We start from the raw sequence: 20746 nt of genomic DNA, 5'->3' as shown, positions 1-20746 counted from the left end.
CTCAGACGTGTCAGCCGCGCGGTTTCAGCCGGCTGTTCGGCAGTTCGGGTGCGGGCAGCGGATCGCCGTCGTAACCCTCGACCGTGCCGAACCGGGGGTTGGCGGGCGCCGCGCCCCGGAGCTCGGACTGCCACTCGCGGCGGTAGCCGACGATGTCCTCGTGGCTACGGCCGAGGAAGTTCCACCACATGATCACCTGCTCGCCCAGCGGCTCACCACCGAGCAGCAGCAGCCGGGCCCGGGTCCCGCCCGTGTTGCGCAACGCCACCAGCGATTCCCCGGGCGGCTGATAGCCGAGTTCCGCCCACCGCAGCGTGGTCCCGCGCAGCTGCACCTCACCCTCGTCGACGAGCACCCCGACCTCGAAGCCGCGCTGGATGTCGAGGGTGACGTCCGCACCCGGCTCCAGGAGGATCTCGGCGCCGAGCAGCGGCGTGAACGTGCGGACCGGTGACGTGGAGCCCGCCGTGCTCCCGAGGAACACCCGCACCGTCGCGCCGTCCAGTTCGACCGGGTCGGGTGCGTACGTCTCGAACGCCGGATCCGCGTCCTGCGCCGACGCCGGCAACGCCACCCACAGCTGCGCACCGTGCAGGATGCGCGTCTGCGGTGTCGAGACCTCGGAGTGCGCGATCCCCCGACCCGCGGTCATCAGGTTGAGCTCGCCGGGACGCACCATCGCGTGCGAACCGATGCTGTCGCGGTGTTCGATCTCGCCGGTGAACAGCCAGCTCACCGTCTGCAGTCCCGTGTGCGGGTGTGGTGGCACGTTCATCCCGCCCGTGTTCCCGACGTCGTCCGGACCGTAGTGGTCGGCGAAGCACCAGGCTCCGATCAGCGATCGTTCGCGCTGTGGGAGAGTGCGCCGGACCGGCATCGCGCGGGGACCACCGAGCGGGACCTCGCGCGAGCCGAGCACCTGGATGCCCCCGCCGTCGGGGTGCGACTCGCACCGCTCTTCCACCGAATTCGTCTCCAGATTGCTCACTGCTCCATCGTGCCTTCCGTCAGTCCTGTGCGCCGCGCAGTTTCGCGCAGAGTTCGGTGAGTGTGTCGAGTTCGTCGTCGGACAGTGCCGCGCCGACGTGCCGCCGGATGCTCGCCGCGTGCCTGCGTCCGACGGACTTCTGCACGCGCGCACCCTCGTCCGTCAGGGCGACGACGGTTCCCCGGCGGTCGCCGGGATCGCACTCCCGCGTGACGAATCCAGAGCCGGACAGCCGCTCGACGAGCCGGCTCAGCGACGGTTGGCTGAGCAGGATCTCCCGGTTGAGATCGTGCAGGCGCAGTCTGTGTCCGGGTGCCCGGGCGAGGGTGAACAGCACGTCGTATTCGCGCATGCTCAGTTCGTCCCACACGTCGTCGGCGGCGAGGTTGCGCATCACCGCGACCTGGGCGCGGAAGAGAGCCTCCCACGCCTCGGCCGCTCGTTCGGTCCTACTGACGGGCGGCATCGACCGGCTCGCGATCGGCCTTCATCGACGCGTGCGTCGGCGGGTTGTCCGGCACGCCCGCAGGTCGCCGGGCGGCGAACTCCTTGCGCAACATGGGCACGACCTCGCCGCCGAGCAGATCCAGCTGCTCCAGCACCGTCTTCAGGGGAAGCCCCGCATGGTCGACGAGGAACAACTGCCGCTGGTAGTCGCCGAAGAAGTCGGCGAACGTCAGGGTCTTCTCGATCACCTGTTCCGGTGTGCCGACGGTGAGCGGGGTCTGATCGGTGAAGTCCTCGAGGCTCGGCCCGTGGCCGTAGACGGGTGCGTTGTCGAAGTAGGGCCGGAACTCGTCGACGGCGTCCTTGGCGTTCCTGCGCATGAACACCTGCCCGCCCAGTCCGACGATCGCCTGATCCGCGCGGCCGTGACCGTAGTGCTCGTACCGTTCGCGGTAGAGGTTGATCAGGGCGATGTAGTGCTCCTTGGGCCAGAAGATGTTGTTGGCGAAGAAGCCGTCACCGTGGAACGCCGCGATCTCGGCGATCTCCGGGCTGCGGATCGAGCCGTGCCACACGAAGGGCGGGATGCCGTCGAGCGGACGCGGGGTCGACGTGAAGCCCTGCAGCGGGGTGCGGAACTGTCCCTGCCAGTCCACGACGTCCTCGTCCCACAGTCGGCGCAGCAGCCGGTAGTGCTCGAGCGCCAGCGGAATCCCCTGGCGGATGTCCTGTCCGAACCACGGGTAGACGGGGGCCGTGTTTCCGCGACCCATCATGAGATCCACCCGGCCGTCCGCGAGGTGCTGCAGCATCGCGTAGTCCTCGGCGATCTTCACCGGGTCGTTGGTGGTGATCAGCGTCGTGGACGTCGACAGGATGATCTTCTCGGTCTGCGCTGCGAGGTAGCCGAGCATCGTGGTCGGGGAGGACGGCACGAACGGCGGGTTGTGATGCTCGCCGGTGGCGAACACGTCGAGCCCGACGTCCTCGGCATGCTTGGCGATGGTCGTCATCGCCTTGATGCGTTCGTGCTCGGTGGGGGTGCGGCCGGTGGTGGGATCGGGGGTCACGTCGCCGACGGTGAAGATTCCGAACTGCATAGCTGTTCCTCTCGCGCCAGAACTCCATGCGTTTGCATGAACCTATTGCAACATTCAACCACTTTGTCCTATTCCGGAAACGACCGAGGGCGGCAAGCGCAGTACGCTTGCCGCCCTCGGCGACACTCGGATCGAACGAGCCCGATCAGTGCATCATGACCGTGGGGGCACCTTCCGCCTCGAGCTGCGGGTTGACCGACTTCTTGCGCGGCAGCAGGAACGCCGGGATGAGCGTCAACGCGATCAGCACGGTGGCGACCAAGAACGTGTTGCCGAACGCATCGGCGGCCTGACTCAGGACCTGGTCCACCATCCCGGGAGGCTCCTGCGCGGCGACCTCGGGCACGTGCTGCATCGCGACCGTCTGGCTGTCGAGACCGCGATCGAGCAATTGGTTGGTGAGGACCACCGACATGACGGCGGTACCGATCGAACCCGCGGTCTGCTGGACGATGTTCATCAGCGTGGAACCGCGCGCGACCTGCTCGTTGGACAGCGTGACGATCGCTGCGGTCATCAGCGGCATCATCGTGCAGCCCATGCCCATGCCCATCACGAACAGCGCACCCATCAGCAGCCAGGTCGGTGAGTCCGACGCCACCTGCGTGAAGACGCCCAGACCGATCAGGATCAGCGGCAGACCCGTCAGCACGATCTTGCCGGGCCCGATCTTGTCGACGAGACGTCCGGCCACCGGCATGGTCAGCATCGCGCCGATACCCTGCGGCGCCATCAGCAGACCAGCGGCAAGCGTGGTGTGCCCGCCGACCTGGATGAAGTAGCTGGGAAACAGCAGACCGGCGCCCATGAACGCGACGATGAACAGCGACGTCGTGATGACCGCGACCGACAGCTGCCGGTTCTTGAACAGATGCAGGTCGATCAGCGGGTGATCCTTGCGGAGCGCGTGGAACACGAACGCGACGATCAGCGCCAGGCCGACCGCACCGGGCACGAGCACGCGAGCCGAAGCAACGGTCCCCACCTCCGGGATGGACGACACACCGAACAGGAACAGAGCCAGACCCGGCGACAGCAGCAGCATGCCGAGGAAGTCGAAGGACTCGGACGGCGACGCGTTGTCGGACGGCAGGATGATGAACGCGGCGGCCAGGGCGATGATGCCGATGGGCAGGTTGATCAGGAAGATCCAGTGCCAGCTCGCCGCCTCGATCAGCCAGCCACCGAGGATCGGACCACCGATGGGGCCGAGCAGCATGGGGATTCCGAGAACCGCCATGACCCGGCCGACACGGTCGGGGCCGGCCGCCTTCGTCATGATCGTCATGCCGAGCGGCATCAACATGCCGCCGCCGAGGCCCTGCAGGACGCGGAAGCCGATGAGCGACGTGATGTCCCACGCGAAGCTACACAGCACCGAGCCGAGCACGAACAGCACGAGCGCCGTCATGTAGAGGCGCTTGGTGCCGAATCGGTCGGCCGCCCACCCGGTGACGGGGATGACGGTGGCCAGGGCGAGCGTGTACGCGGTCATCGTCCACGCGACGGTGGCGTACGTGGTGTCGAACTCCGTGGCGAACGTCGGCAACGCGACGCTGACGACGGTGACGTCGAGGATCGACATGATGGCACCGAGCACCACCACGGACGCGATCTTGAGGACCGTGCCGTCGAGCTTGTCGGGCGCCGCGTTCGCGGCGGTCGGCGATGTCATCCGAGTATCTCCTGGTTGAGTTCTCGCAGGGACTCCCCCGCGAGGATCGGTTGTAGTGCCTCGATCAGCCGAGTCCGCTCGATCTCCGGAACCCGCCATGCGAACCGTCGCAACTGATCACGCTTGCATTCGATGTGCTGGGTAGCGACCTTATGTCCGGCCTCCGACAAGGAGACCCGCTTGACCCGCCGGTCGCGTTCGTCCTCCCGGCGAACGACCAGACCCAGTTTCACGAGTTGATCGACGTTCCGACCCGCTGCGGCCACCGAGAGCCGCAACCGCTCGGCCACCTCGTTGATCGGAAGTGGCTCACCGTGCTGAACCAGCGCAAAGAGCATGCGCACCTGCGAAAACGTGAGGTCCAGTTCGATGAGGTTGTCCATCGACTCCGACTCCCCCGCACTCAACAGTTGGGTGAAGAAGTCGTTGAGTAGTTCGAAGAGAAGATCAGGAGATTTGTCGGGCACCCTCGAATGCTAGCGCTCATGCAACTATTGCCCAAGGGCAACTATGACGCAACCGAATAAATGGTGTCAGGTATCACATCCCCCGGCGGCAGCCTGGACCTGCGGGTTCAGTCCTGGACGAGCACCGCTTTACCCAGCACGAGGCCTGCCTCGAGGTCACGCAGTGCGTCCGCGGCCCGCTCGAGGGGATACCGCGAGGTGACCACGGGACGCAGTCCGCGTTCGACATGCCGGATCAACGCGGCATGCACCTCTTCCAGCGCAGTCGGTTCGGTCCGGATGAACTCACCCCACGCCGCACCCACGATGCTGATGTTGCGGAACAGCACCCGGTTCACCTTCACCTCGGGGATCGTCCCTCCCGCGAAACCGATCACGACCAGCCGGCCTTCCGGGGCCAGCACCCGGACGGCCTCGTCGAACGCGTCGCCGCCGACCGGATCGACCACGATCTGCGCGCCCCGGCCGCCGGTCAGCTCACGGACCCGGGCGCCCCAGCCGTCGCCGAGGCGGACGACCTCGTCGGCCCCCAGTTCGCGCAGGAAGTCGTCGGCCCCGTCCCGGCGCACCACCGCGATCACGCGGGCGCCGTGCGCCTTGGCCAACTGGATGGTGGACGTTCCCACCCCACCCGCCGCGCCGAGGACGACGACGGTTTCGTCTGCCCGCAGCCGAGCCCGGCGCTCCAGCGCGAATTCCATCGTCTGATAGTTGATGATCAGCGACGCCGCTTCGTCGAAATCCAGGATCGACGGGATGGGCAGCACCTGCGCCGGCGGCACCGCGACCCGTTCGGCGTAACCGCCGACCTGCGACGCCGCGAGCACCCGGCGACCGGGCTCGAACCCACTGCCTGCCGGTGCGGACACCACGACACCCGCGACTTCGGCACCGGGAACGAACGGCAACTCGGGGCCCAGCTGATATTTGCCGTAGCTGATCAGCAGGTCGGGGAAGCACACACCGCTGGCCTTGACGTCGATCAGGACGAGTCCGTCGGCCGCTGGTTCGGGGATGTCCTGCAGCGTCATGCCGCTCGGCCCCGACAGCTCCGTCACCACCACTGCGCGCATGCTCGAAACATTAGACGCGCAGGGGTGGCGAGAGGCGTCAACGAGCGAACAGCCGCTTCCGCCTGCGGGCGACGGAGACCAGCTCGACCGTGTCGGTCATCTTGACGCGGGGCCGGCCGGACCCCGCCGCGCGGCCGGTCTCCGCCTTGTCGATCGCACGCCAGCCGGGGAAGCCGATCTGCTCCGGCTGGCGTCGCTCGATCAGCTTCTTCACGTCCTTGCGGGTGCCGACCGTGCCGAGGAGCTTTCCGGCCTCGAAATCCGCGAGCAGCGACGACACCGTCTCCTTCGCGCACGCCTTGTTGGTGCCGATGACGCCGCTGGGACCACGCTTGATCCATCCGGTCACGTACACCCGGTCGGTGACCCGGCCGTGCTCGTTGGGGATCACGCCGCGCTTCTCGTCGAACGCGACACCGCCGACGGGATTGCCGCGGTACCCGATGGAACGCAGCACGAGCGAGGTGTCCAGCGAGCCCTCCTCGCCCCGAGCCCGGGCGGACAACGCGCCGGACTCGTCGACCACCAGTTCGTTGCGTCCGTAGCGCAGGGCCTCGGCCTTGCCGGATCCGGTGACCTCGAGCGGCGACGCCAGGTAGCGGAACACGATGCGCTTGTGACCGGGCCGCGGGGCACGCTGCGCGAACTCCCGTGCCAGCCGGACCTTCATCGCGGTGGCCGGGTCGTCCAGCAGTGCCTCACTGGCCGGGTCCAGGTCGAGGTCGGCGTCGTCGATGACGACGTCCACGTTCTCGAGGTCGCCGAGCGCCAGGAACTCGGGGTTGCTGTAGGCGGCCTGCGCGGGCCCGCGGCGGCCGAGGAGCACGACCTCCTCGATGTTGCTGCGCCGCAGCGCGGCGAGGGCGTGATCGGCGATGTCCGTCCGCTCCAGCTCCTCGACGTTCATCGTGAGGATGCGGGCCACGTCGAGCGCGACGTTGCCGTTGCCGACGATCACCGCGCGCTTCGCGGACAGGTCGAACGTGCGCTCCGCGTAGTCCGGGTGGCCGTTGTACCAGGCCACGAACTCGGTGGCAGCGTGCACGCCGGGAAGGTCCTCACCCGGGATTCCCAGACGCCGGTCGCTCGACGCCCCGACGGCGTAGATGACGGCGTGGTGATGCTCCAGCAGCTCGTCGTGGGTGACGTGCTTGCCGACCTCGACGTTGAGGTGGAACGCGAAGTTCGGCCGGTCGAGGCTCCATTCGAACATCCGGGTCACCTCCTTGGTGCCGGGATGGTCGGGTGCGACACCGGCGCGGACGAGTCCCCACGGGGTCGGGAGCTTCTCGAACATCTCGACCTCGACGTCCGAACGTTCGAGCAGTTCACCCGCCGCGTAGCAGGCCGCGGGGCCGGCGCCGACGACGGCGACCCGGAGTGTGCCGAGGTCACGGCGCGGCGGAGTCGCCGGCGTGAGGGGGATCCACCCGGTCGGCATCGGGTTGGTCGTGTAGTACTCGGCGTTGATCTCCTTGTAGCGGGTGAGCGAACCGATGAGCTTGTCTTCCGGGAAGATCGCGTCGACCGGACAGGCATCGACGCAGGCCCCGCAGTCGATGCAGGTTTCCGGGTCGATGTGCAGCATCTCGGTATGCGCGAATTCCCGCTCCTCCGGTGTCGGATGGATGCAGTTCACGGGGCATGCGGAGACGCAGCTCGCGTCGTTGCAGCACGCCTGGGTGATGACATATGCCATTGCGGTTTCCTCACACCTGTCCGGACCATCGAACTCGTTTATGTTACACGTAGTAACAGTTATATGAACTGTACTGAGAATCGCGTCCGCAAACAAGCACCGGCGCCGGATGGAAGAATCAAAGCTCCGTCCACGAGCGAAGGAACCGCATCTTGGCACTCGACCTACCCCTCGCCGCTCCCCCCGCACGCGGCCGCTTCTTCGAGACGTCCTGGCCGGTCCGCACCGGCGACATCGATGCCGCCAAGCGCCTCCGTCTCGACGGGATCGCGCGCTATCTGCAGGACGCCGGTCTGGACAACCTCGACGCGGTCGACGCCGCCGACAGCCACCCGCTGTGGATCGTCCGGCGCACCGTCATCGACGTCGTGCGGCCCGCGGTGTGGCCCGAGCGGGTGCACCTGCGGCGCTGGTGCTCGGCACTGTCGACCCGTTGGACGAACATGCGGGTCCAGATCGAGGGTGAGGCGGGCGCGCTCATCGAGACCGAAGGTTTCTGGATCCACATCAGCGGCGAAACGGGAATGCCCACCCGCATCGACGACGGGTTCATCGAACGCCTCGGGGAATCGGCGGACGAACACCGGCTCAAGTGGAAGCGGTGGCTCGTCGAGAATGCTCCGGCCGCCGACGAGGACGGCATCGTGGACACCGAGTTCGTCCTGCGCCGCACCGACATCGACCCGTTCGACCACGTCAACAACGCCGTCTACTGGCAGGCCGTCGAAGAACTGCTCGCCGACCACGAGCATCCGGGCGGTGGCCGCCTCGTCGACAACCCCCATCGCGCCGTGCTCGAATACCTCTCGCCCATCGTGTCGACCGACCGGATCGTCCTGCGTTCGCGGCGGGACGACACGTCGCTGACCGTGTGGTTCCTGGTCGACGACGCCCTGCGCGCCGTGGCCCGGGTCGGGCCACTCACCACCTGATCAGACCATCTGCTGGGTGCCGATCACCCGCAACAGGTCGAGTCTGGCCCGCGCATCGGAGCCCGGCTGCGGCATGTACACGAGCAGGTGCTGATAGGCGCTCGGGGTCAGCAGCGTCTCGCAGACGAGGTCGATACGTCCGACCTCGGCGCGGAGGACGGTCTTCGTGTCGGACCGGCGGACGGCCACATCGTGCCTGTCCCAGAGCGCCGCGAACTCGGTGCTGCTCTCGTAGAGGCGGTCCACCAGTTCCGTCACGTCGGCGTCACCCGCCCGCCGGGCGGCTGTCGCCCGCAGATCCGCGACGTGACGTCCGGCGAGCCGCTCGTGATCGTCTTCAGGGAACATCCCGCGCTCGCCGGGGTGCGCGAACCACCGCCACGGCACGTACCGATCGAGACCCGAATACCGGGACGCGTCGCCGAACAGGATCACGTGCATGCGGTTCTGGACCAGCACTTCCCCGAGGTCCGAGATGACGCAGCCCGGGGTGTCGTCGAGCTTGTCGAGCAGATGCAGCAGTCCCGGTCCGACGTGCTTGTTGCCCGCGGCCCGCATCGGCGGAACCTGACCCGACAACAGGTAGAGATGGTCGCGCTGATCGTCGGTCAGCCGCAGCGCCCGCGCGATCGACGCCAGGACCTGCGTCGACGGATGCGGGCCGCGTGCCTGCTCGAGTCGCGTGTAGTAGTCCGTCGACATTCCCGCGAGCATCGCCACCTCGTCGCGCCGGAGCCCCGGCGTCCGCCGCCGCACTCCCGGTGGCAGTCCGACGTCGGCCGGAACCAGCTGTTCCCTGCGACGGCGGAGGAAGTCGGCCAACTCGGAGCGGTTCATGAATCAACTGTGCCGGACCCGCCTGCCCGCTGACAGGGATCGCCGGTCCCCCGATGAGCGGTCTCTGGTTGCCGCTCCCGGCAACGGCGACGCTGGTAACAGTCCGGAACAGCCACCGACCATCGGAGCAGAACATGATCAGCACCACCGCACTCGGAACCACCGGTCCCAACGTCAGCCGACTCGGCCTCGGCGCCATGGGCATGTCCGGGATGTACGGCAAGACGGACGACGCGGAGTCCGTCGCCACGATCCACGCGGCGCTCGACGCCGGGATCGACCTCGTCGACACCGGGGACTTCTACGGATCGGGCCACAACGAGTCCCTGATCGGCAAGGCCCTCGCCGGCCGCCGACGCGAGGACGTGACCCTCAGCGTCAAGTTCGGCGGCCTGCGCGGCCCCGGCGGCACATGGGCGGGAGTCGACACGCGACCCGAGTCGATCCGGAACTTCCTCGCGTACTCGCTGCAGCGTCTCGGCGTCGACTACATCGACATCTACCGCCCCGCCCGTCTCGACCCCGACGTGCCGATCGAGGACACCGTCGGCACGATCGGTGAACTCGTCGAGGCCGGCTACGTGCGCCACATCGGCCTGTCCGAGATGGGTCCCGAGACCCTTCGCCGAGCGGCGGCGGTGCACCCGATCGTGGACCTGCAGATCGAGTACTCGCTCGTCTCCCGGGGTATCGAGGCCGAGATCCTCCCGCTCTGCCGGGAACTCGGGATCGGCGTGACGGCCTACGGCGTACTCTCCCGAGGCCTGCTCAGCGACTCGCTACGCACCGATCAGACCCTCGCGGCCGACGACTTCCGCGCACACAGCCCCCGATTCCAAGGCGAGAACCTCCGGCAGAACCTCACCCTCGTCGACTCGCTCGCCGCCGTGGCCGCGCAGCACGGGGTGAGCGTCGCGCAGCTGGCGATCGCGTGGGTACTCGCCCAGGGCGACGACATCGTGCCCGTCGTCGGAGCGCGCACCGTCGCCCGGCTCGAGGAGACGCTCGGCGCACTCGACGTCCACCTCGGCGCCGGTGACCTCGCGGCCATCGCGGCAGCGGTTCCCGACACCGCTGTCGCCGGGGAACGCTACGCGCCCGCGCAGATGGCCCAGCTCGACAGTGAACGCGTCGGCGTGGGGCGCTAGCGTCTAGCCATGGCCTCGCACAGCTCGTCGCGGAATCGCACCCTGATCCTGATGCGCCACGGCAAGTCTGCGTACCCGGAGGGGGTCGCGGATCACGAGCGGCCGTTGGCGCCGCGCGGCCGGAAGCAGGCGGGTCTGGCCGGTGAGTGGCTGCGGTCGACTCAGCCGCCGATCGACGCTGTGCTGTGTTCGACCGCGCGCCGCACCCGGGAAACGCTGGAGGCGACCCGGGTCGGCGCTCCCGCCCGGTTCGCCGAGGAGCTGTACGGCGCGTACCCGTCCGAGGTGCTCATGGAGATCGTTCGGGTCGAACCGTCGGTGCGTACCCTGCTCGTGGTCGGGCACGTTCCCGGCATGCCGTCGACGGCACTGGATCTGGCGGGCAACCCCGATACCGGGGAGGCCAACCTGATGCGGGAGAAGTTCCCGACGTCCGCGCTCGCCGTCCTCACGGTGCCGTGCGACTGGGACGAACTCACGTCGAGCGCGGCGTCACTCGCCGCGTTCCACGTTCCGCGGTAGCGGTCTCAGAACAGCTTCCGGCCGACGACGGCGACGACACCCAGAATGAGGACCAGCACGAGGGCTGACCAGAATCCGAACAGCCACCACACCACCCCGAAGACGACCAGTGCCGGGGCCACGGTGATGAGTGCGATCGTGGGGCTTTCCCGCAGCACTTCGAGTGCCGACTCGGTCTTGACGCGATCGATCTTCTTCTCGGACATCTCGTCCCCGTTCAGCTAAACCACGCATATCGGACAGGTGTGCTCGAGGATAGTCTTCCCGGACGAGAACCAGCCTCCGAGCGAGGGCAGACGAGCGGCGAGGAGATGAGGAAAGCGCAGTGACCACCCGACAGGAGAAGGCCGCCCAGGCACGCAGGGACTTGCTCGACGCCGCCCAAGTGGTCTTCGAACGCAAGGGGTATCTGAACGCGACCATCACCGACATCACCACCGAGGCCGGCAAGGCCGCGGGCTCGTTCTACAACCATTTCGACGGCAAGGAGGCGCTGCTCCTCGCGCTCGCGGGCGACATCGGCGACGACGCGGATGCACTCATCGCCAGGTCCCCGGACGATCTGCGGGACCTCGGCCCGCATCTCGCCGTGTTCTGGCAACTCCAGTCGCGGCATCGCACGGTGATGGCCGCGCTCCGTGACGCAGCCCTCGTCGATCCCGCGTTCGCGCAGCGGATGCACGACTTCGGGATCGAACAGATGAAGCCGTAGGCCGAACTCCTCACGGCACTCGCCGCGGACGGCGCGCACCTCCCCGCGAGCCCCGACGTCAGTGCCCAGCTGATCGCCGCGGTGGCGACCGCCTTCGTCGGCCTGCGGGACGGCGGCGACGACGAGGGCATCGCCGCACTCACCCGGTTCGTCGAGCGCGGCCTCCTCGGCTAACTGCCCGGGAACGTCACGACGTCGAGGTACAGCGGCATTTCGTCGGTGCGCGACCCGGTCTGCGTTCCCGTCGCGTCGACCACCGGGGCGCCGGCGGTCGCAGCGGCCTCGAAGCTCTCCCCCGTCACCCGCCCGTCGAGGTCGAAGTTCTCGAACTCGAACGGAATGCCGTTCGACGCCAGATAGTCCGGCCCGTCCATCAGATGGAAGTGCAGATGCGGTGCGTCGGTGTTTCCGCTGTTGCCCAGCAGCCCGAGTTGGTCGCCCGCCCGCAGGTCCTGGCCGACGCTGATGTCGTCCACGCTGCCGGGCTGCAGATGCGCGTAGAACGCGTACCGCCCGTTCCCGATGTCCTGGACGACGTGATTTCCGCCGTACTGGTCGAGGGGCAGTCCCTGCGGACTGGCACCCGGAACCTGTTCGGACAGATCACCCACGACGGCGATCACCTTGCCGTCCGACACCGCACGGACCGGTGCGCCGTAGTACTCGTAGCTCGACAATTGAGTCTTGTCGCCGACGTAGATGCGTCCCTGCTCGTCGAGTTGGACGAAGTCGATCGCGAAGCGCTCGGCCGCGAGCATCCGTCCGTTGATCGGCAGCACGGCCGCGCGGTGGGACGTGACCGTGCAGCAGCCGGTGCCGTCGAGCCACCGCGGCCCGTCGAGGGGAGCGCGGATCCGGACGGCGTCGCGGGTGTCGACTTCGGTGTCAGCCACGTTCTCGGCCAGCTGGGACGGCACGAGCGACGTCGCCTGCGGGAAGTCGACGTTCACGACGTGGCCGAGGCTACGGGGCACGTCGTCGGGACTGTTCAATGTCGCGTCGATCCACACCAGCCCCTGCTGTCCGGGGGTGAGAACGGTGCCGGTCCTCGGTCCACCGCCGAGGGCCTGGAACCACGGTGTCAGCGCCTCGCCGCTCAGGTCCACCAGCGTGCGGCCGTCGCCCTTCACCTGCAGCGACGTGATCGTCGCCGGCTGCGAACCGGTATTCGTCAGCCGCAGTTCGTAGGCGAGATGCACGCGACCGTCGCTGCCCGTCACCGGGATAGGCGCGGCCACCACATCCGCGACCACCGGAGTGAGCACGGCGGGACCGGCGGACGTGGCCGGCGCCGCCGACGACGTCGCCTCGCTCTGCTGGGTGTCCGAGGCCGTGCAGGAGGTCGCTGCCCCCATGACGACGGCGAGAAGAAGCGCGATGGCGAACCTCGACCGGGCCATCATCCGACGCTAGCAACGGCGAACACCCGGCGACAAGGCAAGGAAACAGATGAAGGCCCCACCCCCGAAGAGAGAGGGGTGGGGCCTTCGTCCTTGGTGAGTGCCCGGCGAGTCCTGGGACTCGTCAACCGCTCACGGGCGCGGAGCGCCTACCGGTAATCGTTGCTGAAACCGTAATCGTCCAGCGGCACCGCGGCACCGGTGTTCTGGCCGAAGCCGTCCGGGCTGTAGTACTGGTCGTCGTAGGACGGAACCGCGTACGCAGCAGCGCGGGCTTCTTCGGTCGGCTGAACCTGGATGTTGCGGTAACGGTTGATACCGGTACCGGCGGGGATCAGCTTTCCGATGATCACGTTTTCCTTCAGACCGATCAGCTTGTCCGAGCGGCAGTTGATCGCCGCATCGGTCAGCACGCGAGTGGTCTCCTGGAACGACGCCGCGGACAGCCACGAGTCGGTCGCCAGCGATGCCTTGGTGATACCCATCAGCACCGGACGTCCGGCTGCCGGCTCGCCACCCTCGGCGACGACACGGCGGTTGGCCGCTTCGAAGTCCGCACGCTCGGTCAGCGAACCGGGCAGGAACTCCGTGGCGCCCGAGTCGATGATCGTCACGCGACGCAGCATCTGGCGCACGATGACCTCGATGTGCTTGTCGTGGATCGACACACCCTGGCTCCGGTACACCTCCTGGACCTCGTTGACGAGGTGGATCTGCACCTGACGGGGGCCCATGACACGCAGCACCTCGTGCGGATCGGCAGCACCTTCCATCAGCTGCTGACCGACCTCGACGTGGTCACCGTCGGCCAGAAGGCGTTCGGTGCCGTCGTCGTGCTTGAAAACACGCAGACGCTGACGCTTCGAGAGCTTGTCGTAGACAACCTCTTCGCCACCGTCGTCCGGGACGATGGTGATCTTGTAGAAGCGGTCGCCGTCCTCGAGCTGCACGCGGCCACTGACGTCGGCGATCGGGGCCTTGCCCTTGGGGACGCGGGCCTCGAACAGCTCCTGAACACGCGGCAGACCACCGGTGATGTCGTCTCCGGCGACACCACCCTGGTGGAACGTACGCATGGTCAGCTGGGTACCGGGCTCACCGATGGACTGTGCGGCGACGATACCGACGGCCTCACCGATGTCGACGAGCTTGCCGGTGGCCATGGAGCGGCCGTAGCAGGTGGCGCAGACGCCGGTGCCGGTGGTGCAGGTGAGCACCGAGCGGACCTTGACCTGCGTGATGCCTGCCTCGAGCAGCGCGTCGATAGCCGGGTCGCCCAGGTCGTGTCCACGCTCGACGATGACGTTGCCGTTCTCGTCGACCGCGTCGGCGGCCAGGGTTCGGGCGTACGTGCTCGTCTCCACGTGAGCGTCGCGGATCAGCGTGCCGTCGGCCTGCTTCTCGGCGATCGTGGTGACGATGCCGCGCTCGGTTCCACAGTCGACCTCGCGGACGATGACGTCCTGCGAGACGTCCACCAGACGACGGGTCAGGTAACCCGAGTCGGCGGTGCGGAGCGCGGTGTCGGCCAGACCCTTACGGGCACCATGCGTGTTGATGAAGTACTCGAGAACGGTCAGGCCTTCCTTGAAGGAAGACTTGATCGGACGCGGGATGAACTCACCCTTCGGGTTGGTCACCAGACCCTTCATACCGGCGAGCGAACGAACCTGGGTCATGTTGCCGGCGGCGCCGGACTTCACGATCATCGGGATCGGGTTGTCGTCGGGGAAGTGGGCCTCCATGGCCTTACCGACCTCGTCGGTGGCCTCGGACCAGATCTTGACCAGGGCGCTGTTGCGCTCGGTCTTGTTCAGAGCACCACGCTGGTACTTCTTCTCGATCTGGTCGGCCTGAGCCTCGAAGGACTCCATGATCTGAGCCTTCTCCGGCGGCACGAGGACGTCGGAGATCGAGACCGTGACACCCGAACGCGTGGCCCAGTAGAAACCGGCGTCCTTCAGCTTGTCGACGGTCTGCGCGACCACGATCATGGGGTAGCGCTCGGCGAGATCGTTGATGATCGTCGCCTGACGCTTCTTCGGCATCTGCTCGTTGACGAACGGGTAGTCCGCGGGCAGCAGCTCGTTGAAGAGCACGCGACCCAGCGTCGTCTCCGCGGTCCAGCCGTCACCGTAGTTCCAGCCCTCGGGGAACAGCTCCGACTCGATGTCGCGGGGCGGGCGCTGCTGCGTGAGCCGCACCTTGATCTTCGCCTGCACGACGAGCGCGCCACGATCGACGGCCATCTGAGCCTCGGCAGGCGAGGAGTACACGCCCTGCTCCGCCTCGTCGCTGGTCGACGCCGCGAGCTCACCGATCGCACCCTCGTCCAACCGGGTCAGGTGGTACAGACCGGTGACCATGTCCAGACGGGGCATGGCGAGCGGTCGACCCGACGCGGGCGACAGGATGTTGTTCGACGACAGCATCAGGATGCGAGCCTCGGCCTGCGCCTCCGCGGACAGCGGAAGGTGCACGGCCATCTGGTCACCGTCGAAGTCGGCGTTGAAGGCCTCACACACCAGCGGGTGGAGCTGAATGGCCTTACCCTCGACCAGCTGCGGCTCGAAGGCCTGGATGCCCAGGCGGTGCAGCGTCGGTGCACGGTTCAGCAGCACGGGGTGCTCGGCGATGACCTCTTCGAGGACGTCCCACACCTGTGCGCGCTGACGTTCCACCATGCGCTTGGCGGACTTGATGTTCTGCGCGTGGTTCAGGTCGACCAGGCGCTTCATCACGAACGGCTTGAACAGCTCGAGAGCCATCAGCTTCGGCAGACCGCACTGGTGCAGCTTGAGCTGCGGGCCGACGACGATGACGGAACGACCCGAGTAGTCGACGCGCTTACCGAGCAGGTTCTGACGGAAGCGACCCTGCTTGCCCTTGAGCAGGTCGCTCAGGGACTTCAGCGGACGGTTACCGGGACCCGTGACCGGACGGCCACGACGGCCGTTGTCGAACAGCGCGTCCACGGACTCCTGCAGCATCCGCTTCTCGTTGTTGACGATGATCTCGGGGGCACCGAGGTCGATCAGTCGCTTGAGGCGGTTGTTGCGGTTGATCACGCGGCGGTACAGGTCGTTCAGGTCGGAGGTGGCGAAGCGGCCACCGTCGAGCTGAACCATCGGACGCAGCTCCGGCGGGATCACCGGGACGGCGTTCAGAACCATGCCCATGGGCGAGTTCTGGTTGACCTGGAAGGCTGCGACGACCTTGAGACGCTTCAGCGCACGGAGCTTCTTCTGCCCCTTGCCGCTGCGGATGGTCTCGCGGAGGTTCTCGGCCTCGGCGTCGATGTCGAAGCTCTCCATGAGCTTCTGGATCGACTCGGCACCCATCGCGCCCGTGAAGTACTCGCCGTAGCGGTCGACGAGCTCGCGGTACAGCAGTTCGTCGACGATGAGCTGCTTGACACTCAGCTTGGTGAACGTGGTCCAGATCTCGTCGAGACGATCCAGCTCACGCTGCGCGCGGTCACGGAGCTGACGCATCTCGCGCTCGCCGCCGTCCTTGACCTTGCGGCGGACGTCGGACTTCGCGCCCTCCGCCTCCAGCTCGGCGATGTCGGCTTCGAGCTTCTGAGCGCGGGCCTCGAGGTCGGCGTCACGCTGATCCGCGACGGACTTCTTCTCGACCTGCATCTCGGCTTCGAGAGTGGACAGCTCGTTGTGACGCAGTTCCTCGTCGACACCGACGATGACGTACGCGGCGAAGTAGATGATCTTTTCGAGATCCTTCGGCGCCAGGTCGAGCAGGTAGCCGAGACGGCTGGGCACGCCCTTGAAGTACCAGATGTGCGTGACCGGGGCAGCCAGTTCGATGTGGCCCATGCGCTCACGCCGAACCTTGGCGCGGGTCACCTCGACACCGCAGCGCTCACAGATGATGCCCTTGAAGCGGACACGCTTGTACTTACCGCAGTAGCACTCCCAGTCCCGGGTGGGGCCGAAGATCTTCTCGCAGAAGAGGCCGTCCTTCTCGGGCTTGAGCGTGCGGTAGTTGATGGTCTCCGGCTTCTTGACCTCGCCGTAGGACCAATTGCGGATGTCCTCTGCACTGGCGAGGCCAATGCGGAGTTCATCGAAGAAGTTGACGTCGAGCACGTAACTTCCTTTCCCCAGAGGGATTGTGGATCAGCGGTGGCCGCCGATACCTGACTGCCAATTCAAATGTGAACTACGCCCCCGGACCCTGATTTCTCAGGACCCGGGGACCGAAACCTAGTTCGCGAGGTCGTCGACCGTCGCCGCTTCGTTCCGGGACAAGTTGATGCCCAGGTTCGCTGCGGCCCGCTCCAGGTCCTCGTCGTCACCGTCGGCCATCGCGATGGCCGCGCCGTCCGAGGACAGCACCTCCACGTTGAGGCAGAGCGACTGGAGCTCCTTCAGGAGCACCTTGAACGACTCGGGGATACCCGGCTCGGGGATGTTCTCGCCCTTGACGATGGCCTCGTACACCTTGACTCGACCCACCACGTCGTCCGACTTGATGGTGAGCAGCTCCTGCAGCGTGTATGCGGCGCCGTAGGCCTGCATCGCCCAGCACTCCATCTCACCGAAGCGCTGGCCACCGAACTGGGCCTTACCGCCGAGCGGCTGCTGGGTGATCATCGAGTACGGACCGGTCGAACGAGCGTGGATCTTGTCGTCGACCAGGTGGTGCAGCTTGATGATGTACATGTAGCCGACCGAGACCGGGTACGGGAACGGCTCGCCGGAACGGCCGTCGAACAACGTGGCCTTTCCGTCGGACGCGACCATGACCTCGCCGTCGCGGTTCGGCAGCGTCGAACCGAGGAGACCGGTGAGCTCGTCTTCCTTGGCGCCGTCGAACACCGGGGTGGCGATGTTGGAGTCGGCAGGTGCAGACAGCATCTCCTCCGGCAGCTGCTCCGCCCAATCGGGACGGGAGCCGTCGCCGGCGATCTGAACGTTCCAGCCGGTCTTGCCGATCCACCCGAGGTGGGTCTCCAAGATCTGACCGATGTTCATACGACGCGGAACACCGTGGGTGTTCAGAATGATGTCGACCGGAGTGCCGTCGGGCAGGAACGGCATGTCCTCCTGCGGGAGGATCTTGCCGATGACGCCCTTGTTGCCGTGGCGGCCGGCGAGCTTGTCGCCGTCCTGGATCTTGCGCTTCTGTGCCACGTAGACGCGGACCAGCTCGTTGACACCGGGGGGCAGATCGTCGTCGTCGTCGCGCGAGAACACGCGGATGCCGATGACCTTACCGGTCTCACCGTGAGGAACCTTCAGCGACGTGTCGCGAACCTCGCGGGCCTTCTCACCGAAGATGGCGCGCAGCAGGCGCTCCTCGGGGGTCAGCTCGGTCTCACCCTTCGGCGTGACCTTTCCGACCAGCACGTCGCCGTCACGAACCTCGGCACCGATACGGATGATGCCGCGCTCGTCGAGGTCGGCGAGGACCTCGTCGGAGACGTTCGGGATGTCGCGAGTGATCTCCTCGGCACCGAGCTTGGTGTCGCGGGCATCGATCTCGTGCTCCTCGATGTGGATCGAGGTCAGGACGTCCTCTTCCACGAGGCGCTGCGACAGAATGATCGCGTCCTCGTAGTTGTGGCCTTCCCACGGCATGATCGCGACGAGCAGGTTCTTGCCGAGCGCCATCTCACCGTTCTCGGTGCAGGGGCCGTCGGCGAGGACCTGTCCGACCTCGACACGCTGCCCCTCGTCCACGATCGGACGCTGGTTGGCGCAGGTGCCCTGGTTCGAACGTGCGAACTTGCGCATCCGGTAGGTCTTGCGGCTGCCGTCGTCGGCCATGACCGTGACGTAGTCGGCGGAGACCTCTTCCACGACACCGGTCTTCTCGGTGACGATGACGTCGCCCGCATCGACGGCGGCACGCAGTTCCATGCCCGTACCGACCAGCGGAGCCTCGCTGCGAACGAGGGGCACCGCCTGACGCTGCATGTTCGCACCCATCAGGGCACGGTTGGCGTCGTCGTGCTCGAGGAACGGAATCATCGCGGTCGCGACGGACACCATCTGCCGCGGCGAGACATCCATGTAGTCGATCTCGGCGGACGAGACGAACTCGACCTCGCCACCCTTACGACGGACCAGAATGCGATCGTCCGTGAAGTGACCGTTCGCGTCGAGGGCCGAGTTGGCCTGGGCGACGACGTGGCGGTCCTCTTCGTCCGCGGTCAGGTAGTCGACCTGGTCGGTGACCTGGCCGTTCTCCACCTTGCGGTACGGCGTCTCGATGAAGCCGAACGGGTTGACCCGTGCGTACACCGACAGCGAACCGATCAGACCGATGTTCGGACCCTCAGGGGTCTCGATCGGGCACATGCGGCCGTAGTGCGACGGGTGAACGTCTCGCACCTCGAGGCCGGCGCGCTCACGGGACAGACCACCCGGGCCGAGGGCGGACAGACGACGCTTGTGCGTCAGCCCCGACAGCGGGTTGTTCTGGTCCATGAACTGCGACAGCTGGGAGGTTCCGAAGAACTCCTTGATCGCAGCCACGACCGGCCGGATGTTGATCAGCGTCTGCGGCGTGATGGCCTCGACGTCCTGGGTCGTCATGCGCTCACGAACCACGCGCTCCATGCGGGACAGGCCCACGCGGATCTGGTTCTGGATGAGCTCGCCGACCGTGCGCAGACGACGGTTACCGAAGTGGTCGATGTCGTCGACCTCGACGGGCACCGCACTGCCGCCGGGGGCTGTCATCTCGGTGTCACCGGCGTGCAGGCGCACCAGGTACTCGATGGTGGCGACGATGTCTTCCTCGGTGAGGGTCGACGCGACGATCGGCTGTCCGAGGTTCAGGCCCAGCTTCTTGTTGATCTTGTAGCGACCCACGCGAGCCAGGTCGTAGCGCTTGTCCTTGAAGAACAGGTTCTCCAGGAGCGTCTGCGCGCTCTCCTTGGTCGGCGGCTCGCCCGGACGCAGCTTGCGGTAGATGTCGAGCAGCGCCTCGTCGGTGCCGGCGGTGTTGTCCTTCTCGAGCGTCGCCATGAGGATCTCCGAGAAGCCGAAGCGCTCGGTGATCTGCTCGGTGGTCCAGCCGAGGGCCTTCAGCAGCACGGTGACGGGCTGGCGGCGCTTGCGGTCGATGCGGACGCCGACCGTGTCGCGCTTGTCCACGTCGAACTCGAGCCATGCACCACGGCCCGGGATGACCTTGACGCTGTGCAGGTCCTTCTCGGTGCCCTTGTCGACGGAGTGGTCGAAGTAGACGCCGGGGGAGCGCACCAGCTGCGAGACCACGACACGCTCGGTGCCGTTGATGATGAACGTGCCCTTGTCGGTCATCATCGGGAAGTCGCCCATGAAGACCGTCTGGCTCTTGATCTCACCGGTGTTGTTGTTGATGAACTCCGCGGTGACGAACAACGGCGCCGCGTAGGTCATGTCTTTGTCTTTGCACTCGTCCGTCGAGGCCTTCACCTCGTCGAAACGCGGGTCCGAGAAGGACAGAGACATCGAGCCCGAGAAATCCTCGATCGGGGAAAGCTCCGCGAGAATGTCCTCGAGACCTCCGGAGATTGCGCTGTCGCCACGAGCGGCGGCGCGTTCGCGCCAGCTCTGCGCACCGATCAACCACTCGAACGAATCGGTTTGTACATCAAGAAGCCCGGGAACTTCGAGGGGTTCGCGAATCTTTGCGAACGAAACCCTCTTCGGGGCTCCGGGGATTCCGGAAACTGCCTTGGTCTGGCTAGAGACTGCCAAGATGCGTCCTTCCAGCACCTCACGCGGGCCGCTC

At 66.7% G+C, this 20746-nt stretch carries 16 protein-coding genes; 4 read left to right on the top strand and 12 right to left on the bottom strand.

What is annotated here, in order from left to right:
• Positions 1-10 precede the first annotated feature (10 nt).
• The 7 genes from QM806_RS08295 to QM806_RS08265 form a co-directional block, all read right to left on the bottom strand.
• Positions 11-988: a pirin family protein gene (locus QM806_RS08295; protein WP_169692687.1), complete on the bottom strand. Its 978-nt coding sequence runs from the start codon at positions 986-988 to the stop codon at positions 11-13.
• 19 nt (positions 989-1007) lie between these two features.
• Positions 1008-1454 carry a MarR family winged helix-turn-helix transcriptional regulator gene (locus QM806_RS08290; RefSeq protein ID WP_005574390.1) on the bottom strand — a complete coding sequence of 149 codons (447 nt, stop codon included), beginning with the start codon at positions 1452-1454 and terminating at the stop codon, positions 1008-1010.
• The gene (locus QM806_RS08285; protein ID WP_169692686.1) at positions 1438-2535 is read right to left on the bottom strand and encodes an LLM class flavin-dependent oxidoreductase; all 1098 of its coding nucleotides are present in this window, start codon (positions 2533-2535) and stop codon (positions 1438-1440) included. The genes QM806_RS08290 and QM806_RS08285 overlap by 17 nt, the downstream gene beginning before the upstream one ends.
• A 145-nt stretch (positions 2536-2680) precedes the next feature.
• The gene (locus QM806_RS08280) at positions 2681-4210 is read right to left on the bottom strand and encodes a DHA2 family efflux MFS transporter permease subunit (protein WP_005258217.1); all 1530 of its coding nucleotides are present in this window, start codon (positions 4208-4210) and stop codon (positions 2681-2683) included.
• Positions 4207-4677, bottom strand: coding sequence for a MarR family winged helix-turn-helix transcriptional regulator (locus tag QM806_RS08275; protein WP_005574387.1), 471 nt, complete (start codon positions 4675-4677; stop codon positions 4207-4209). The genes QM806_RS08280 and QM806_RS08275 overlap by 4 nt, the downstream gene beginning before the upstream one ends.
• A gap of 107 nt (positions 4678-4784) precedes the next feature.
• Positions 4785-5750: an NADPH:quinone oxidoreductase family protein gene (locus tag QM806_RS08270; protein WP_169692685.1), complete on the bottom strand. Its 966-nt coding sequence runs from the start codon at positions 5748-5750 to the stop codon at positions 4785-4787.
• Positions 5751-5787: 37 nt separating this feature from the next.
• A complete protein-coding gene (locus QM806_RS08265; protein ID WP_169692684.1) occupies positions 5788-7449 on the bottom strand; it encodes an FAD-dependent oxidoreductase in 1662 nt (553 codons plus the stop codon).
• Between the two features lie 152 nt (positions 7450-7601).
• Here QM806_RS08265 and QM806_RS08260 point away from each other — a divergent pair, with 152 nt between their 5' ends.
• Positions 7602-8381: an acyl-[acyl-carrier-protein] thioesterase gene (locus QM806_RS08260; RefSeq protein ID WP_005258224.1), complete on the top strand. Its 780-nt coding sequence runs from the start codon at positions 7602-7604 to the stop codon at positions 8379-8381.
• On the opposite strand, the gene QM806_RS08255 is transcribed toward QM806_RS08260, so the two are convergent.
• Positions 8382-9218, bottom strand: coding sequence for a helix-turn-helix transcriptional regulator (locus tag QM806_RS08255; protein ID WP_005574384.1), 837 nt, complete (start codon positions 9216-9218; stop codon positions 8382-8384). It abuts the gene before it with no gap.
• Between the two features lie 134 nt (positions 9219-9352).
• Here QM806_RS08255 and QM806_RS08250 point away from each other — a divergent pair, with 134 nt between their 5' ends.
• Positions 9353-10366, top strand: a complete 1014-nt coding sequence (locus tag QM806_RS08250; RefSeq protein ID WP_005574383.1) for an aldo/keto reductase — start codon at positions 9353-9355, stop codon at positions 10364-10366.
• A 9-nt stretch (positions 10367-10375) separates the two neighbouring features.
• Complete coding sequence (locus tag QM806_RS08245; protein WP_005258230.1) at positions 10376-10888, top strand: SixA phosphatase family protein; 513 nt, start codon at positions 10376-10378, stop codon at positions 10886-10888.
• A 5-nt stretch (positions 10889-10893) separates the two neighbouring features.
• On the opposite strand, the gene QM806_RS08240 is transcribed toward QM806_RS08245, so the two are convergent.
• Positions 10894-11094, bottom strand: coding sequence for a hypothetical protein (locus QM806_RS08240; RefSeq protein WP_005258232.1), 201 nt, complete (start codon positions 11092-11094; stop codon positions 10894-10896).
• Positions 11095-11213: 119 nt separating this feature from the next.
• Between QM806_RS08240 and QM806_RS08235 the strand changes: the two genes are divergently transcribed.
• Positions 11214-11600 (top strand): TetR/AcrR family transcriptional regulator, encoded by a 387-nt coding sequence (locus QM806_RS08235; RefSeq protein WP_283291021.1) that lies wholly within the window; start codon positions 11214-11216, stop codon positions 11598-11600.
• A gap of 170 nt (positions 11601-11770) precedes the next feature.
• On the opposite strand, the gene QM806_RS08230 is transcribed toward QM806_RS08235, so the two are convergent.
• From QM806_RS08230 to rpoB, 3 genes are all read right to left on the bottom strand, one after another.
• Positions 11771-13003 carry a M23 family metallopeptidase gene (locus tag QM806_RS08230; protein ID WP_005574380.1) on the bottom strand — a complete coding sequence of 411 codons (1233 nt, stop codon included), beginning with the start codon at positions 13001-13003 and terminating at the stop codon, positions 11771-11773.
• Positions 13004-13149: 146 nt separating this feature from the next.
• On the bottom strand, positions 13150-17106 hold the full coding sequence (locus QM806_RS08225; protein WP_005252128.1) for a DNA-directed RNA polymerase subunit beta': 3957 nt from the start codon (positions 17104-17106) through the stop codon (positions 13150-13152).
• A gap of 117 nt (positions 17107-17223) precedes the next feature.
• Positions 17224-20730 carry a DNA-directed RNA polymerase subunit beta gene (rpoB, locus tag QM806_RS08220; RefSeq protein WP_005258235.1) on the bottom strand — a complete coding sequence of 1169 codons (3507 nt, stop codon included), beginning with the start codon at positions 20728-20730 and terminating at the stop codon, positions 17224-17226.
• Positions 20731-20746 lie beyond the last annotated feature (16 nt).

It is taken from the genome of Rhodococcus sp. IEGM 1351 (assembly GCF_030056875.1).
GTDB lineage: Bacteria > Actinomycetota > Actinomycetes > Mycobacteriales > Mycobacteriaceae > Rhodococcus_F > Rhodococcus_F opacus.
The sequence above is the reverse complement of the archived record's forward strand: the minus strand, read 5'-3'. Positions and strand labels throughout refer to the sequence as shown.